The following is a 15,932-nucleotide window of genomic DNA, read 5'->3' as shown; positions in this document are numbered from 1 at the left end:
ACCAGTGCACCTGATCATCATGAGCAAACACTTCACCTTCAGCATCAAAAGCATCCGGTTCGATGAAAACTACCAGCCATCAGACAGCACGCGCATCACGACCAACTTCGCCAATCTGGCCCGCGGCAGCAGTCGCCAGGAGAACTTGCGCAACACCCTGAAGATGATCGACAACCGTTTCAACAGCTTGGCGCATTGGGACAACCCTACGGGAGATCGCTATGCCGTCGAGCTTGAAATCATCTCCGTTGAGATGAACATGGACGCCGGTAGCGGCAGTGACGTGTTCCCGCTGATTGAAATACTGAAACCGAACATCGTTGACAAGCAAATCGGCAGACGCATTGACGGAATTGCCGGGAACAATTTTTCATCCTACCTACGTGACTACGACTTCAGCGTCGTGCTTCCGGCGCACAACATCGACAGCGCCGAGTTCGGCACTCCCACTGATTTCGGCGACCTGCATGGGAAGCTTTTCAAGCACTTCCTGAGCTCGGATGCCTACAAAAAACGGTTCGCCAAACCGCCGGTAATCTGCATCAGCGCTTCAAGCAGCAAGACCTACCACCAGGCCGGCAATCGGCATCCTGTCTTGGGCGCCGAATACCAGCAGAACGAGCGTTCCCCGACCGACCGGTACTTCGAAAAGATGGGTATGCGGGTTCGCTTTTTCATGCCGCCAAACAGCGTCGCGCCGTTGGCTTTCTACTTTGTCGGTGATCTGCTGGGGGACTACACCGATCTCGAGCTCATCGGCACCATCAGCACCATGGAGACTTTTCAGAAAATCTATCGGCCGGAGATCTACAACGCCAATTCCGCAGCGGGGAGCCTCTATCAACCCAGCCTGAGAAATTCGGACTACTCATTGACCCGCATCGTCTACGACCGAGAGGAACGGGGCCAGCTGGCAGTGAAACAAGGCAAGTTCACGGAGGAAAATTTCATCAAGCCGTACAGAAACGTTCTTGAAGAATGGGCCGCCGATTTCGCGCACTGACCCATCCACAAAATCCAGATCGCCTTCATGAAGAATCCTTTGCCTGCCATGCAGTCCCCCTCCACTTCTGTCTTCCCCTCGTTGAGCGACTCGCATTCGCACGGTGTCGCGCAGCTGTTTGAGTCCTCTGTCGCCGGGAGCCTGCCGAAACCAGCCTGGCTGGCAGAAACCAACAAACTCTGGCCGCAATGGATGGCCGAAGGCGATGCACTGCGCCAAGCCAAGGCCGACGCCACCCTGCTGTGGATCAAGGCGCAGGAAGACGCGGGCCTGGACATCGTGGGCGACGGCGAGCAGTCGCGGCAGCACTTCGTGCACGGCTTCCTCGAACAGGTCGAAGGCATCGATTTCGAGCACAAGGTGAAGATGGGCATCCGCGACAACCGCTACGACGCGATGGTGCCGCAGGTTGTCTCCGCGCTGCACCTCAAAGGCCGCGTGCATGCCTTCGAAGCACAGCTGGCGCGCGCGCACACGAAGAAAAAGCTGAAGTTCACCCTGCCCGGACCGATGACCATCGTCGACACCGTGGCTGATCGCTTCTACGGGGACAAGGTCAAGATGGCTTTCGCGTTTGCCGAACTGCTCAACCAGGAGGCCCTCGCGCTACAGGCAGACGGTGTGGACATCATTCAGTTCGACGAACCCGCCTTCAACGTCTACATGAAGGATGCCGCCGATTGGGGCGTGAAGGCGCTCGAGCGTGCAGCACAGGGCCTCACCTGCACGACGGCAGTGCACATCTGCTACGGCTACGGCATCAAGGCCAACACCGACTGGAAAAGCACGCTGGGCGAGGAATGGCGCCAGTACGAGGCGGTGTTCCCCGCGCTCGCCAAAAGCAGCATCGACCAAGTGAGCCTGGAATGCATCCACTCCCACGTGCCCCCCGATCTCATGAGGCTGCTGGCCGGCAAGGACGTGATGGTCGGCGTGATCGATGTGGCCAGCGACGTGGTGGAAACCGCCGAGGAAGTGGCCGACACCATCGGCCGGGCGCTGGAGTTCGTGCCGAAGGAGCGGCTGTTCCCGTGCACGAATTGCGGGCTGGCGCCGATGGGGCGGGATGTGGCGTGGCGCAAGCTGCAGGCGCTCGCAGAAGGAACCAAATTGGCAAGGCAACGGCTGACCAAGGCTTGATCAATGCAGATTGCCTATTGTCCGAGATTGGTGGTGAAGCAGTATTACGACGCTTCATGCCCCAACGACCGCAAACCTGCAAAGTTGATTTCCAGACTTTCAGGCTCCTTTTGCCGACTCAGCGAAACGCGGCCGTGACGCCTTTGGGCAGGAACTGGTAATACGATCTGCTTCGCTGGAGTACGCTGAGGCGCCCTGCCCCCCCACTCAATCGTTTCCGAGGGCCGGGAACCCGCATGGATGCTTGCTTTAAAGGTCGTGGCATCGTACTTTACCGTCACTTCTACCGTCGAAAAACGAGCGCTTTTACTGGCGCGGGAGATGGACTCGGTTTGCGGGGCGGCAACTCCAGCGCATCAATCGTCAAGTATCGCCGCAGCCTGCAACTGTATTCTCCATGCTCGACGGCTTCTGTCGCTCCACGGCTTTCGCTCCGCGATGCGGGCCGTCGGGAGCGTCATCACACCTTGGCAGTACCGTCCGCAACGCCGGCGAAGACGATCCACATGACAACCAAATTATTTGACGTAGGCATCAGTCCTGACCTGAACGCCTGTGTTGGGAACAACACAGGTAGCGACGATGACCACGGGTACGTCACCGGCTTCGCGCAAGCCGCACTGGCACTCATCGCAACCGCGAAGCAACAAGGTTACGTGGACTCCGATTCGAACGAGCACGTCGCGGTTTACGTTGATGCGCTGATCTACCCGATCGGGTACTGCGCCCGACATCACATCGAACTCTTCCTCAAGCGGCAGATAGCCCGCGTGTCGTCACTGCGAAACACGCTGCCGATAGTGCTGGACTCGACCCATGTATTGGGCGATCTGCTGGACAGGTTGAAGGAACTGTGTGCGACCGCTGATCGCCGGCTTCCAGCGCTGCTCGCGCCACTGGAGACAGCCATCGCGGAATTCGCCCGGATAGACAAAACGGGTGAGGCGTTTCGATACCGCAAGAGCAAGGGCGACGAAACACACCTCGCCGAGATAGGCATCATCAATCTCCAAGCTCTGGGCCAGGGTTTTGCCCGGATGGTCGCCGCAGGTGAGGAATTTGAGCGGGTGGCAGATGCGATCACGTACGAATACGGCCAAGGAACGTACACGGACAAGCTGTCCGATGGGAACTTCGCGCCCTGGCCAGGGCCCTCCCCCCGCGCGACTCCTGGAAAAGTTCGACTGCGTTCGTCAGCGTCCGCGACGACTTCATGCACACGCATGGGCTATCGGGGAGGGATTTCACGAAGGCAATTAAGGTCATCGAAGCGCACTACGAGCTCGCGGCCATCATCGGCGCTCCACTTCCGCTGCTGGATGTTGAACCAGCAACGCTGGAGCGCCTGGCGACGATGGAATTCGATGAGGCGTTCCTGGAGAGCATCAGGGAACGCACGTGGAAAGCACTAGATGCCATCTACGAGGTGGGGCATGTCGATGCCTTCAGCGAGCTGTACGCGCATCGGATGAAGGAACTCGACGACGCAGCGGATGGACGCACCACCGTGCCGCCCGACGTAGCCCGCTACATCGTGCGGTCACCCGATCGATTCCGCGATGGACTCACGAAGCTGGGGCAATCCAACTTAGTGGTCAGCTTCGATCGAGGAATCGCCAAGCGCAAGCCGCGAGCAAGCGCGAAAAGCCAGAAGGCGTTCGAAAAGGCGGCCTCTGAGTACGAGAAGCAGGTTCGACGTCTTTTCTTTGGCCCAGCCCCTTCGCAGTCGAAGTACGCTTGATCGCCCATCGGTGCGCGGGAGGGCTCCCGCGAGAGCCGGTCAGAAGCTAAGCACCCGGAGGCACAACACTCATTCGCCGAAGCAACTCTTGTTGAATCTGCATGATTGTGAGCTTCTTCTTGCCGGCCTCCGTCTTGACATACACGTCTTCCGAGCCTGTAGCGTAGAGGTATGTGCCCAGTACCGCCTGCACCCTAACCTCTATCACATACAGCGGAACAGCATCTGCCGTCGTCACTGGGTGAAACTCAATGCTTAGGCCACTCGGCGCAATGGGAGGCATGATGTTGCCGACCTTTTCCACTACGACTCGACGAACTTCGTCACATTGCGGGTCGGTCAGCGGGACTCCCACGACAGTTCGGCCTTCATCCGTGATGCCCCAAAAAATGCTGCCCGTCTGCTCGATGCCCGCATTCAAGAATGCGACAACGTACTGGTCGACGACTTGACCGATTGATCCGACAGGGTTCCTCCCCTTCACTTCCTTCAACTCGCAACCTCTGTTCTCTGGCGTGGGAAATCTCTCCCCAAGCTTGAAGCTCTTTTTCCGGTCCCTCACGGCGATCTTTCGCCGGACTTCTTGAAATCTCGCAGGCCTGGTGTAGTTCGCCATGGCTCGCAACGGGGATTCATGCAACGGCAACCGGATCAGCACATGGCCGAGGTGAATGTCTGCAAACGAAGGGCTCACCACGATGACCTGGGAGTGACGGCCTATCTGCCGGAGAAGATCCCCGCAGAATTCAGACGCACGCCGGTCCAGCTGGCCGAAGACGCCGTCGACCAAGAGGGGGAAATGTCCCATACTGGCTCGGGCAATGAACTCATGGACAACATCGATTACGACTCCCACGCCCCCGGAATGGGCGCTTGATTCGAGCCAACCGCTGCTTTTCATTTCCTGCCAGAAGTCGCTCCGGACAAGTTCAGGCGGTGCGAGCTTCTCGAACTCGCCACAGTCGCGTTTGCTGAGGCGATTCACCCCAGTGGTTTCACCAAGGAGCAAGCGGGGTCGCGAGTTCTCACTCAAGTTCGCCAACAAGTCCCGGACCATCGGCGTTGAGGTGTGCGTAATCTCAGATTGCGGGCCTCTGCCGCCCGGCCTTGCCGCGACCGCAGCCACCGTCAGCGATGCAACCTCTCTAGCGCTCCCATCCCCGAGCTCGAGCGCAACATTCGACGGCCCAACTCCCGTCGGGTCTAGTGCAATAGCGCGTTTTCCAACGATGGCCGCGACCGCCGCGCCGAGCAGCTGGCTCTTTCCCGAGGCGTTCGGACCTGAGACGACGAAAACGCCGCTTGGCTGGAAGTCAACGGCCATCTCGCGAAACGGGCCGAAGTTTGTGAGAGTGAGGCGGATGAAATGCACGGGTCCACCCGCTCGCCGAGTCGAATGGTCGCTCTTAGAAGGCAATTTGGACTCCATCAAATCTCTCTTTCGCCTTGGCTATCGAGTGGCCAGCTGCGACGCAGGTGGAGTTGCCAGGCGTCGTCTGGACGCTTGAGCCACGCGGTCCGCCTTCTCGAGCGGATGGCCAAGGAAGTGCTCCTGGAGAGTTTTCTTTAAGGCAGTGTTGTTCGACGCTTTGCCAAGCGCCGCGAGGTCGCGAGATGACACCAGTTTGATTGCGTACTTGTGCGTCCTTGCGGCCGCAGCAGCGACCAAGGCTTCCGCCGCAGGTGTCAGCGTGCCCGACGTCCAGAACTCGAATTCGAGCCTGCACTTCTGCCAAAACGTATTGGACGCCGCGGCCTTTCGAAGGAGCGGGATGCGGTCTTCCAGCCAGCGTTCCACCATCTCATCGGGCACGGTGCCGCCGGGCCGGTAACCTTTGCACTCAATGAACCGGACACTCTGATTGCGGTGCTCTACCAGGACGTCAACTTCAGCGGATCCACTGTCTGAGCGCAGCACCTCATTCATCTGTATGTTGTCGTGCACGCTGTTGGTCCGCACGATCTCGGCGACGAGATACTCGAACAGAGCACCGCGCAGATTGTTCGCCGCGCCTTCGATGTGACTGAGCTGCGCGAACACAGCGTCCACCTTTTCGAAAGTGCCGGCGCGCGGATAGACATCCCGCAGCAGCTCTGCCAACTCCCTCAGCGCCTTGGCCACTTCCACCCCGAACAGCGTTTCCGTCGTCGCAGGTATGACACCTTGCTCCTTGGCGAGCGCGTACGCCTGTGGTGCATACCCATCGGCGACAAAGATCTGCAGGCAGGCTCCTACCTTGGTAAGGCTTCTCAAGGTGGTGCATTTATTGATGAAGGGCCGCAGTTCGACCGATGACACGTTCACCCCCAGCAGCACATCGCAAACCAGGAAGCCGGGCTTGGGTTTTGCGTTGGCTGCCCGCTTCGCCAGCGGCCCCAAGTACGAAGGCCCGGCCATGTCCCAATGGAAGGTTCCGACTTTGGGCTGACGGCCTCCCTCATCCCGGATTTCCACCTTGTTGTAGCTGACCAGACCCAAGTTTCGCGCCCAATCCTTCACCGCGCCCAGCAGCACTTGCTCTGTGTGCAGGCGGGCGCGCATACGCGCCAGCTCGTAGGAATCGGCAGAACTCTGGTGGGACAATTCGACGCACTCACCGATGCCTGGCTCGGTGACGATTTGCACCAACTGGGCTGCCTTCAGTCGTTCCAGGATTCCGGCCGGGGACACGTGCCCTCGTTGGGCCACAGGCGCGCCGCAGGCAATTGCAAAGTGCGCGACCGGCATAGCACCGCCTCGTGCCAGCAAGGCTGCCAATCCGCCTCCATAGGACACTGAGTTCGCGAGCAGTTCACGCGTCAGCGCCACCCAGAAATCCGGTGACCCATAGTCCGACTGGAGATACAAAAAGCGCGCGCGATGGGGGAACAGGATGTGCGCCAACTTCTTGATCGAGGTGGAGCGGGAGACCTTCTGCCGCGCGTTGTCTGCGGTCAGCCCGTGTTCCTTGATCAGCGCCGCTACCAAGGCGGTACTGACGCAGGGACCGATTTTCCTCAGGGCAGTTTCGACCAGATCGGGCATCGGCAGTGTCTCCTGTCACACTGCGCTATTTATAACACGTAAATACGTGGTCGAGTCTTCATGTTTCGACGGCCACCAAATGGTGCCAATCCAAGCGCCGTTCCGGACCATGGAGCGGCGTTTTTGGATGCTCGCTGTCACAATGGGAGACAGCGCAGCGCCAAAGTGCCCCTCGTCGTACTTCCCATTTCCCGTTCGCATCGCACTCCCGCATCCCTGGACGGACGTAAGAAAATCTAGCCTTGCGAGCCCTCTTCCACGGCGCCTTCGCCTGGTCGATCGTCGAACCACCACTTGTCGATGGCTTCACGGTCCTCCAGGTGCGAAGCCCAGCGGTCGTCGAACAACACATCTACGCTGAAGATCGGCTTCGCGTCGTAGGCGACCTCGTGGTCGAAGAATCGCCCCTGCAAGGCATCACAATGCACGCATCCATTGGACAGATAGGTCTCACCCACGGTGCGGCTGCGGCGTGGCTTGATCGCTCCAATGCCATGGGCCGCAAGGGTCTCGGCCGGCAAGGTTGACATCAACAGCGCGGTCCCCCTGCCCTCGTCATCAAAATCGTAGATATCGGCGGTGACATCTGCGGCGCCGGCAAGCACGCGGCTGGCGGCGAAGCACAGGTCGATGACGAGGCCTGTCGTCTTCTTGCATCGCCAGCACTCTGTGTACGCTGCGCACACGTCCAACGGCAGGGTGAGGCCAATTTGCGGCGCAAAGCGCAGTTTCCTGCCCAGCGCACCCTCGACAAACCGGCTCAGTTCAATGTGTTGACGCCAGTGATTCGGACCGTCGCTGTTCTTGCTGGTGGCGAAAGCTGGATGGTAGTAAGGCCCTGGTAACGAAACAACGCACATGCTTGCCTCGGCATCATGGCTGAGCCTGAATGCCGGAGCAGCCTTTTCGATAGGGATGCTCTGCTGCCGCATAAGCCACAGCGTGCGGACTCCCGCTGCCTGAGATACGGCTTGGCGGCGAGCCACTTCGTCGAGCGGCAGGCGCCCCCACTGAATCTTGAACGCGACTGGCTTGCCACCCTCTTGCTTTGCCAGCACGTCGACCATCCAACCGTCCTCGCTACCCGACACAACAGCCTCTTCGACCGAAAATTTCCATCCCGCCCGACGCACAGCCTTGGCAATCACCTCCCTGGCCAACATGACCTCTGCCGGGTCTGTGCCAGCTGCGCAGCTTCCCTTCTTGGCATGCGCGAAGTACTGCGTGCCGAGCTTCGTTTGCCGAAGCGTCACGTCTGCGCCGCAGCACGTCGTCTTTAGCGCACGATCTTTACGGTTTCGAATCCGCAGTTCTTCCCAACCCTCTGCATCGAAGTCGATGGAGAGCAGTTCTTGATCGCCTGAAATGCATTTGAACGACATACGAAATTTTGAGGCTCAGATGGTCACGCGAGCGGTGCTGGCAGCATCTTCGGCAGACCTTGAAATTGGCTTCGAATCTCCATTTCTATCTGCTTAAGCTCAGCTTTCGGATCGTCGTTTTCGGGTACTGCGATGCGCAGGGCCTGCAGCCGTTTCAGCCGATCCCAGGCGTCGTAATCATGAAATGGGTTGAGGCCCATAACGTTGCCGAGGGTTTCATCGGAGCGCCCTGCCGCCGCCGCAATCGCCGCAAAGGTGGCGGTAGCGCTGTTCAGATCCCAATTGCTCACAAAAAGAAGCAGCGCCGACAGCGCCAACACGCTCACAGCGATGCTCCCATTTCGGCTGCCAGGCTTGATGGGGTCATAGTTGCGGAAGATGAACGACGCCAGCGCTTGGCTCTTGCCATATTCAACAGCAAGCACAGAGGGGTCGAAAACCACTTGCCCCTGGTAGCGCTTTGCCAAGGATTCGATCCGGTCTGCTGTGTCATGGATCCAAAGACGCTGCTGCTGGATGGCATCCAAAATCTCTTGGTGGCGCGCGCGCTGTCTCCGTGACGCTTCCGACACCCAATCGAAACCAGGCACCGACGCAATCTCCGCCGTCAGCGCCACACCAAGCGGGAGGGGGCCGAAAGAATGGGCAGTGGTGCGCGAAAGTCCAGCTACCCACTTCGGAACCCGAGGATCGAGCGTGACTTCGAAAAGCGCTTCAGCCTTCTTGTTAAAAAACCACTCGCGCATGTCTCTTATGGAACGTTGGTTGAACGTGCCGACTTGTATTCCTGTGCAGACCAATTCACGGACTGCCCGAGTAAGGTTGGAGTTAGCGACGCCAAACGGGATAAGGTTCTCAGGCGTTGCGTTGGCCCTCTCGCTGGATGCGAAATCACAGTGGGTTTGGTGACCTGGAACAGCAAAGCGGAAGCAGGCTTGCCGAACGGCCCGTCCTGAAGTTCGCGAAACAGCTTCCCTGACAATTTCAGCCCCCACCACGAAGCAACATGGACATTCAAGGTCAGTGCGGATATGCGCGCGCCATGCATCCGGTAGATCCTCTAGCGAGATGCGGCCGATCCCAGCTCTTGCGGAAAGCTGGTCAAGCAGTTGCTCGACATCCAGCTCCTTTTCACTAGAAATAGAGTACGCAGTCAGTGGCATCGCTATCTCCCCTTGGTTGTTTTAGTTGTGAGCGAACGCTCGTGCGCTGCCAAAATTCTGATGGCCACGACCGACCACACTACGGACGATGACTGGACCCACGGTACAAGTGGCGCCGTCGGATCCTCGTGCTAACAAGGCGGTCATCGGCTCCGGCCTCCGGCTTCAAGAGGGTCCGGCAATGCCAGTAGAACCGAACGGATAGCGCCAGCGAGCGCATCACGTGGTCCATGAAGCCTAAAAGGCATGGTCAGTTCAATCTGCACACCTGCGCCACTCCGCCCTCTGTTGCAAATGTTCATGGAATCTGTGGCTGGAAATGGGTGATCCGCTACCTGCGTGTCGACACCGAGATCCGAGATCGCTCGGGCGATTTCGGCCTTCAGCGATTCATCACGCCCCCCAATAAGTACCTTTTGCGTTTCACCTCCGCAACCATGGACCGCAACCACATGGTCACACTTGGACAAGAGCGCAAGACACCGCGGCTCGTCAAACCTATGACTGGTTAGATGGAGGGCCGCATAGTTGCCCGAGCGGCGAATTCCTTCGAAGTGATAGAGATTGAAGTCGTGACCAGCCACCGACAAGGCGATCTCCGATGTGTACTGCTCGATGCTGCCGCCATGCGGCGCAATGACAGCGACAGATGAATGCGCGACCGGGCGGACATGAACTCTGTAGTCGGTGCCTTCGATTTGGGCATTTGCCAAGTCGGCGTAGCCCCGGTAGTGCTCTGCGGCGCCGCTCATTGAATGTTCGTTTCACTGAGAGTTCTGGCCGAACGCAGCAAGCTCACGACGTTGCCCGTCGGCTCGGCCTGTGGCAATTCCAGCAGCGTTTGCAGAAGCCCTGGTTGCACTCGCATCTCGCGTGCAACTGCAGATTGCGGTACGCCGAAATGCTCCCTCATCACCTTTAGGCTTTCGGCAATGACTTCGGGCGCCTCATTGGCGATAAGGTGGTCTTCTGACTCCTTCAACGCCTCTCCATGCCGATTGAGGCCGACATATCCCGCCCTCGCCTGGTCATCTGAGAACACACCGAGCTGGCGACCGCGAAATATGATCGCTGCCTTGGATACACCCCACCGAAGTTTCAGTTCCGACAGGCCTGGCCAGTTCAGGCGCGTACCTCGCAATGCCAATCGACATTCGGTGGCAAACGTGCTTCGCGGCATCAGAAGTGCGCTCGCGAATCGGTTGGCTTGGGTTTCCGTCAGCCGGTCACCTGTCAGTACGCCAATGTGAAGCGAGAAGTGGCCGAGCTCGTGCGCCACTCCAAAACGTTCCCGGCATGCAGAGCGACCGTCTCCGTTCAAGGCGATCAGCGGCCTCTTTGTGGCGAAGGACACGGCATCGATTTCCGGTGCGAGGCCGCGCACTCGCATGACGACGGCACCCGCGTTCTCGGCAATCCGCGTGACATTGCTCAGCGGCCCAAGGCCAAGACCGAACAGCGATCGGAATGTCTCGGCCGCTCGCTCGATAGTTTCGGGTGATTCGGCATCAGCTTCACCGACCTGGTACTGCGGCAGCTCGACGTGTTCGTCCAGTACGCCTACAAGTCGCTTGAGCATCTCGCCACGGGCACGCGCGACTTGGCGCAACGCGACCTTGGTGGTCAGCTGTCGCCGGAAGTGACATTGCTCGTCGACGATCGGATTCGGGTCTATGCGATAGAAGAACTCCGGCAGAACTTCCAACGTTTCAGCGAGGGCTGCTTCCAAGTGGGCAGATGCGATCTCGGCGCCGGTCTCGACGCGGCTCAAAAACTGTTTGGACACACCGACCTGCTCTCCCAGGTCCGTAAGCGACAGATCATGAAAGAGGCGGATGAGTCGAAGGTTTGTCCCAATGAACTCGCTCATCGCACAGCTTCAGTGGCCGCGTCGCCTTCGTCGCGCCGCTTCGGTGCCACCTGCGGCTTGCTGACCTGGACAGTCGGCGCCAAAGATTGCTGGCCTTCGAGCCGCAGTACGCGCACGGTATCGGATACCCAGCGGCAGGCAACTTCGCCGCTGGGCGCGAAGCCCAGAAACTCGACCCTCGGCTCAGCGGACCCGTCATGGCCGCGGTCGATGACGAAGCAGAACCGGCCGGGCTCGCCCTTGGTGGCGAATTCCAGGAAGTCCAGTTGATAGCGATTGGCCGTCAGAACCGCGTCTTTCGATGGGTTCGATGGGTCATCGTTACTGAACCGACACGGCACGCCGCCAACTGTAAAGACGATGTCATTGCTGCTGCTGGAGAGGCCGAGCCAAGTGTGATTGCCGGCAAGCGCCTCTGCGAGGATGCGACTTCTCTGGCGACCGAATGTTGTGCACCCGCGGGTGTAGCCGCTGTCGGTCGAACGCGATAGGTCATCCTCGGTCGCGTACAGCTCATCCAGAAGCCATTGCGCAACCGACTGCAGTCGGTCAGAACTGAGTTCCGAATTGAAGGAGGCGGGCAGTGGCAGGTTCATTTGTGCACTTTTTTAGTTTCGTCAACTTGATTTTCGTGCGATATTTTCAAATCGTCAACCTCTTCTTGAGCGCCAAGGTACATCACAACAGCAGCAAAATGTCAGAAACAGAGATAAAATTCTGATATCTGGAAATGATCATGACCATGCTCCCTGAATCCATCCTGCTGCACGCACAGTCCCTGCCTGAGGGAGGTGTGGTGTCGCCCAAAGAGTTCCTGCACCTTGGAAGCCGGGCAGCCATTGATCAGGCGCTGTCTCGCCTCACCAAGGAAGGCAAGCTCCTTCGCGTTGCGCGCGGAACCTACGTCACTCCGGTATCTAACCGGTTCGGGACACGTGCGCCGGCGCCCGAGAAGGTGGTCCACGCCCTGGCCGCCCAAAGTGGCGAGGTCGTGACACCACACGGCGCGAACGCCGCCAACGCGCTGGGCCTGACCCAGCAGGTACCGATTCGCGAGGTCTACCTGACCTCGGGACGCACTCGCACACTCAAGCTCGGGCGCTCCGAGGTCATGGTGAAACATGCTCCGCGCTGGATGCTGGCGCTTGGAGCTGGGCCAGCTGGTGCGGCCGTGCGTGCTTTGGCCTGGATGGGGCCAGCCCATGTCGGCGAGTCGCTGGCAGCCTTGCGCCGCACGCTGCCGCCCGCTGAGTGGCGGACGCTGACGTCAGCGCGCGCGGCACTGCCGTCCTGGATGGCAAGAGCCATCGGCGAAGAGGCGCTTCGTGGCTGAGCACTACTTCGCCCTCAGCAAAGAGGACCAAGGCGAAGTTCTGGAACAGGCCCGGGCAAAAACTGGACGGCCTACTCACCTGCTCGAAAAGGACGTGTGGGTTGTCTGGACGCTGGGGGCATTGTTTGAGTCGCCAGTTGCCACCGACCTTACTTTCAAGGGTGGTACGTCACTCTCAAAGGTCTACAAGATCATCGACCGCTTCTCCGAAGACATCGACCTCACATACGACATCCGAAAGCTGATCACGGACCTCACGGGCGGCGAAGAATTCCTGCCGACGAACCGAAGCCAAGCCAGCAAGTGGACCAAGGCCGTTAGGGATCGCCTTCCCGGATGGATCGCCTCCGAGGTGCAACCGCTCCTTCAGGCGGCGCTGGAGCGGGAGCAGTTGGAGGCAACACTGGAGATCGGCGGTCCGGAGCACGACAAGCTGCTGCTGCACTATCCGGCCATCAAGCAAGGAACTGGCTACATGCCTCCTGTCGTGACCTTGGAGTTCGGCGGCCGGGCGACCGGAGAGCCACACGAGGTGCTACCCGTCGCGTGCGACATGGATGGTCACGTCGATGGCGTAACGTTCCCCGTCGCCTCTCCACAGGTGATGAGCGTTGCGCGGACCTTTTGGGAGAAAGCCACCGCGACACACGTTTACTGCGCCCAAGGGCGAATCCGAGGGGAGCGCTACGCGCGACACTGGCACGATCTGGCCGCCATCATGCGCAGCGCGCACTTCGACGCAGTCACTGGCGACCGGACAGTGGCCCGCGCCGTGGCCGAACATAAGTCTTACTTCTTCAGCGAGAAGGATGCTGGCGGCGCCATCATCGACTACTTCGCCGCAGTCGAAGGCGCGTTGCAGATCGTGCCCGAAAGTGCCGCCCGGGAGGCGCTGGCCACCGACTACGCCAAGATGCTCGAAGACGAAGTCATGGTTGGCAACGCCCTGCCCTTCGATGAGCTGATGCAGGCCTGCGCCGAGGTCGCCGCACATGCGAATGCCGCAGCTCGAAAATAGACCTGAATGCCCGAAGCTCGTACATGACCGACAAGCCCGACCCACAACACCAGGCATCTGCGTTGGGGTCGGACGCCCCGCAAACCGACCCACGCGACGACGCCTTCGGCTACGCCCCATTTGCAAAGAGGATCGCAGCGGCGGTCTGCACTACCCCAAGTCCGCAAGGGCTGGTGATGGCCATCCACGGGCCATGGGGATCCGGCAAGTCGTCGCTGTTGAATTTCGTGCGCTACGAGATCGAGTCCTTGCCCAACTCCGATCGCCCGCTGATCATCACCTTCAACCCGTGGTGGTTCAGCAATCGTGACGATCTTGCTGCGCAGTTCCTGAAGCAGTTCCGGGATCAGTTGCCCAAGCAATCCGACACCATCAAGCAACTGGGCAACACGCTTTCGGAGTATTCGACAGCGCTGGGCACTGCCGTGGCCACGGCGACCGGGGTGCCCCTGATCGATGTCGGAGTGGGCTGGTTGCTCAAGCTCTTCCGAATCAAACCCAAGAGCGTTCACGAGGCCAAGCAAGGTGTTGCCGACGGAATTCAATCCAGCGGCAGGCGCTTCCTCTTCATCATTGATGACATTGACCGCCTGATGCCTTCGGAAATTTGCGAACTCTTCAAGGTGCTGAAGGCATTGGCGGATTTTTCCAACGTCATCTACCTCCTCGCTTTCGACCGAGCGGTTGTCGCTCAGGCATTGGGTCGCGAACTCGGCGTGGATGGCGAAGCGTACCTGGAAAAAATTGTTCAAGCGCCGTTCCAGTTGCCAGTCGTCAGTCGCCAGAAACTGCATGACAAACTCGTCAATGACCTGAATCATGTCCTGGGCGAAGACACCGCCGTCCCATTCGACAACCACTACTGGGGAAACGTCTATCACGAAGGCCTTGAACCCCTGATCACGAAACCCCGCGACATCGTACGCATCGTCAATGCGCTGGTGGTGACCTATCCTGCCGTGCGTGACGAGGTCAATTCCGTCGACTTCATCGCCTTGGAGTTCCTGCGCATATTCCTACCGGACACCTACGCAACCATCCACGATCACCGCGAACACTTCGCAGGCTATTCCAACCCTGGCATGCTTCCAGACCGACAGGAGCTGCGCGCTTTCCATGATGACTGGGTGGCAGCAATACCGGATGCGCTGCGCAGCGGCGTTTGCCTGATGTTGCAGAGGCTGTTCCCACGTTTAGAAGGTGTCTTCGGGAACATGGTCTACGGCGGTGAATCTCTCGGCGAGTGGCGACGCGAGCTTCGCGTATGCAGTCCGGACCACTTCACTACGTACTTTCAGTTTGGTGTCGCCGCTGATAGCTTGAGTCATGCCGACCTCCGGTCGATGATCAGCCTGGGCGAAGATGAAAACGCCATCGAGGCAGTGCTGATTGCCGCAACCCAAGTCACTCGCCAGGCAGGACACACTAAAGCGCACGAGTATATCAGGCGGTTGCGCGATGCGCAGGACATTCCGGCCGCATTCTCACGGGCGTTCATCCGCGTCACCCTGCGCGCAGGCGACCGGTTCTATTCACCGGCAGATGCCGTCGGAGCATTCCAAGTGAGCACCGGCATCGAGGTCGCTTGGTTGATTCGCCACTTACTGGAAGCTGTTGCACCAGATGAGCGTGAAGCCTTGGTGATCGCCAGTGTCGAACAAAGCCAGGCGCTTAGTACGCTGGTGGAGGTCGTTCAGTTCATCGACCGCCATGTTCGCCAGGGGACCAACGATGGTTCGCCATCGCTGTTCACCGCATTCAGCATCGCGACAGCTGATCGACTGAAGGCCGCTACCCTTGAAAAGATCGTCAGGGCCGCGACCGACGCGCGGTTGCTTGAAACACCTGACTTGGCCTCCGTCTTGGTGGAATGGCGCCGGTGGGGCGACTCCGCCGACATCCGTCAATGGCTTGAAACTGCGGTCGCATCCGATGAGCTGTTGCCAAGACTTCTCGTACATTTCGTGCAGCGCGGCATGTCCACGATCGTCGGAGATCGGGTGGGGCGAGTGACGACATCGATGCACCCCGGCATCCTTACGCCCGAGATGAACCTCGACGCGGTCGAAGCAAGGGTTCAGGAAGTCTCCCAGCGACAGGACCTGTCGCCCTCAGAAAGCGAAGCCGTTCGTCTCTTCCTCGACGCCATGGCCCGGCGAAGGCAGGGGCGCGGTCCGCACGACTCTGACAACTAAAAAATGCGGTCGCGTGCCCGACAGGCACATGATCGAAGCTGACGCCCAGTCCTCCTCGGCAG

At 59.4% G+C, this 15,932-nt stretch carries 14 protein-coding genes; 6 read left to right on the top strand and 8 right to left on the bottom strand.

Going from position 1 to position 15,932, the window contains the following annotated elements; translation table 11 throughout:
* The first annotated feature begins 19 nt into the window (after positions 1–19).
* Positions 20–1,003, top strand: a complete 984-nt coding sequence (locus AVKW3434_RS14105; RefSeq protein ID WP_284406429.1) for a DUF1852 domain-containing protein — start codon at positions 20–22, stop codon at positions 1,001–1,003.
* A gap of 114 nt (positions 1,004–1,117) precedes the next feature.
* The gene (locus AVKW3434_RS14100) at positions 1,118–2,143 is read left to right on the top strand and encodes a methionine synthase (protein ID WP_284406428.1); all 1,026 of its coding nucleotides are present in this window, start codon (positions 1,118–1,120) and stop codon (positions 2,141–2,143) included.
* A gap of 776 nt (positions 2,144–2,919) precedes the next feature.
* Here AVKW3434_RS14100 and AVKW3434_RS14095 read toward each other — a convergent pair.
* The gene (locus AVKW3434_RS14095) at positions 2,920–3,243 is read right to left on the bottom strand and encodes a hypothetical protein (RefSeq protein WP_284406352.1); all 324 of its coding nucleotides are present in this window, start codon (positions 3,241–3,243) and stop codon (positions 2,920–2,922) included.
* A 113-nt stretch (positions 3,244–3,356) separates the two neighbouring features.
* On the opposite strand from AVKW3434_RS14095, the gene AVKW3434_RS14090 reads away from it, so the two are divergent.
* Complete coding sequence (locus AVKW3434_RS14090) at positions 3,357–3,884, top strand: hypothetical protein (protein WP_284406351.1); 528 nt, start codon at positions 3,357–3,359, stop codon at positions 3,882–3,884.
* 46 nt (positions 3,885–3,930) lie between these two features.
* On the opposite strand, the gene AVKW3434_RS14085 is transcribed toward AVKW3434_RS14090, so the two are convergent.
* From AVKW3434_RS14085 to AVKW3434_RS14055, 7 genes are all read right to left on the bottom strand, one after another.
* Positions 3,931–5,313, bottom strand: coding sequence for an RNA-binding domain-containing protein (locus AVKW3434_RS14085; protein WP_284406350.1), 1,383 nt, complete (start codon positions 5,311–5,313; stop codon positions 3,931–3,933).
* 21 nt (positions 5,314–5,334) lie between these two features.
* The gene (locus tag AVKW3434_RS14080; protein WP_284406349.1) at positions 5,335–6,909 is read right to left on the bottom strand and encodes a hypothetical protein; all 1,575 of its coding nucleotides are present in this window, start codon (positions 6,907–6,909) and stop codon (positions 5,335–5,337) included.
* Positions 6,910–7,145: 236 nt separating this feature from the next.
* Entirely contained in the window at positions 7,146–8,291 is a 1,146-nt protein-coding gene (locus AVKW3434_RS14075) for a competence protein CoiA family protein (protein WP_284406348.1), read from the bottom strand.
* A 23-nt stretch (positions 8,292–8,314) separates the two neighbouring features.
* Entirely contained in the window at positions 8,315–9,454 is a 1,140-nt protein-coding gene (locus tag AVKW3434_RS14070; protein ID WP_284406347.1) for a hypothetical protein, read from the bottom strand.
* 143 nt (positions 9,455–9,597) lie between these two features.
* A complete protein-coding gene (locus AVKW3434_RS14065) occupies positions 9,598–10,206 on the bottom strand; it encodes a poly-gamma-glutamate hydrolase family protein (protein WP_284406346.1) in 609 nt (202 codons plus the stop codon).
* Positions 10,203–11,324, bottom strand: a complete 1,122-nt coding sequence (locus AVKW3434_RS14060) for an XRE family transcriptional regulator (protein WP_284406345.1) — start codon at positions 11,322–11,324, stop codon at positions 10,203–10,205. Before AVKW3434_RS14060 ends, AVKW3434_RS14065 begins: the two co-directional genes overlap by 4 nt.
* Complete coding sequence (locus AVKW3434_RS14055; protein WP_284406344.1) at positions 11,321–11,920, bottom strand: hypothetical protein; 600 nt, start codon at positions 11,918–11,920, stop codon at positions 11,321–11,323. The genes AVKW3434_RS14060 and AVKW3434_RS14055 overlap by 4 nt, the downstream gene beginning before the upstream one ends.
* Positions 11,921–12,060: 140 nt before the next feature.
* Between AVKW3434_RS14055 and AVKW3434_RS14050 the strand changes: the two genes are divergently transcribed.
* From AVKW3434_RS14050 to AVKW3434_RS14040, 3 genes are read left to right on the top strand one after another with little or no spacing between them, the layout of a single operon-like run.
* Complete coding sequence (locus AVKW3434_RS14050; RefSeq protein ID WP_284406343.1) at positions 12,061–12,657, top strand: DUF6088 family protein; 597 nt, start codon at positions 12,061–12,063, stop codon at positions 12,655–12,657.
* Positions 12,650–13,675 (top strand): nucleotidyl transferase AbiEii/AbiGii toxin family protein, encoded by a 1,026-nt coding sequence (locus AVKW3434_RS14045; RefSeq protein WP_284406342.1) that lies wholly within the window; start codon positions 12,650–12,652, stop codon positions 13,673–13,675. Before AVKW3434_RS14050 ends, AVKW3434_RS14045 begins: the two co-directional genes overlap by 8 nt.
* A gap of 23 nt (positions 13,676–13,698) precedes the next feature.
* Positions 13,699–15,870, top strand: coding sequence for a KAP family P-loop NTPase fold protein (locus tag AVKW3434_RS14040; RefSeq protein ID WP_284406341.1), 2,172 nt, complete (start codon positions 13,699–13,701; stop codon positions 15,868–15,870).
* The last annotated feature ends 62 nt before the right edge of the window (positions 15,871–15,932 follow it).

Origin of the sequence: Acidovorax sp. SUPP3434 (assembly GCF_030159015.1) — a bacterium.
Lineage (GTDB): Bacteria > Pseudomonadota > Gammaproteobacteria > Burkholderiales > Burkholderiaceae_C > Paracidovorax.
The sequence above is the reverse complement of the archived record's forward strand: the minus strand, read 5'-3'. Positions and strand labels throughout refer to the sequence as shown.

Excerpts from the sequence above, each read along its gene's own strand:
- AVKW3434_RS14105 (WP_284406429.1), top strand. The coding sequence starts at position 20 with ATGAGCAAACACTTCACCTTCAGCATCAAAAGCATCCGGTTCGATGAA.
- AVKW3434_RS14090 (WP_284406351.1), top strand. The coding sequence starts at position 3,357 with ATGCACACGCATGGGCTATCGGGGAGGGATTTCACGAAGGCAATTAAG.
- AVKW3434_RS14085 (WP_284406350.1), bottom strand. The coding sequence starts at position 5,313 with ATGGAGTCCAAATTGCCTTCTAAGAGCGACCATTCGACTCGGCGAGCG.
- AVKW3434_RS14080 (WP_284406349.1), bottom strand. The coding sequence starts at position 6,909 with ATGCCCGATCTGGTCGAAACTGCCCTGAGGAAAATCGGTCCCTGCGTC.
- AVKW3434_RS14075 (WP_284406348.1), bottom strand. The coding sequence starts at position 8,291 with ATGTCGTTCAAATGCATTTCAGGCGATCAAGAACTGCTCTCCATCGAC.
- AVKW3434_RS14070 (WP_284406347.1), bottom strand. The coding sequence starts at position 9,454 with ATGCCACTGACTGCGTACTCTATTTCTAGTGAAAAGGAGCTGGATGTC.
- AVKW3434_RS14065 (WP_284406346.1), bottom strand. The coding sequence starts at position 10,206 with ATGAGCGGCGCCGCAGAGCACTACCGGGGCTACGCCGACTTGGCAAAT.
- AVKW3434_RS14060 (WP_284406345.1), bottom strand. The coding sequence starts at position 11,324 with ATGAGCGAGTTCATTGGGACAAACCTTCGACTCATCCGCCTCTTTCAT.
- AVKW3434_RS14055 (WP_284406344.1), bottom strand. The coding sequence starts at position 11,920 with ATGAACCTGCCACTGCCCGCCTCCTTCAATTCGGAACTCAGTTCTGAC.
- AVKW3434_RS14050 (WP_284406343.1), top strand. The coding sequence starts at position 12,061 with ATGACCATGCTCCCTGAATCCATCCTGCTGCACGCACAGTCCCTGCCT.
- AVKW3434_RS14040 (WP_284406341.1), top strand. The coding sequence starts at position 13,699 with ATGACCGACAAGCCCGACCCACAACACCAGGCATCTGCGTTGGGGTCG.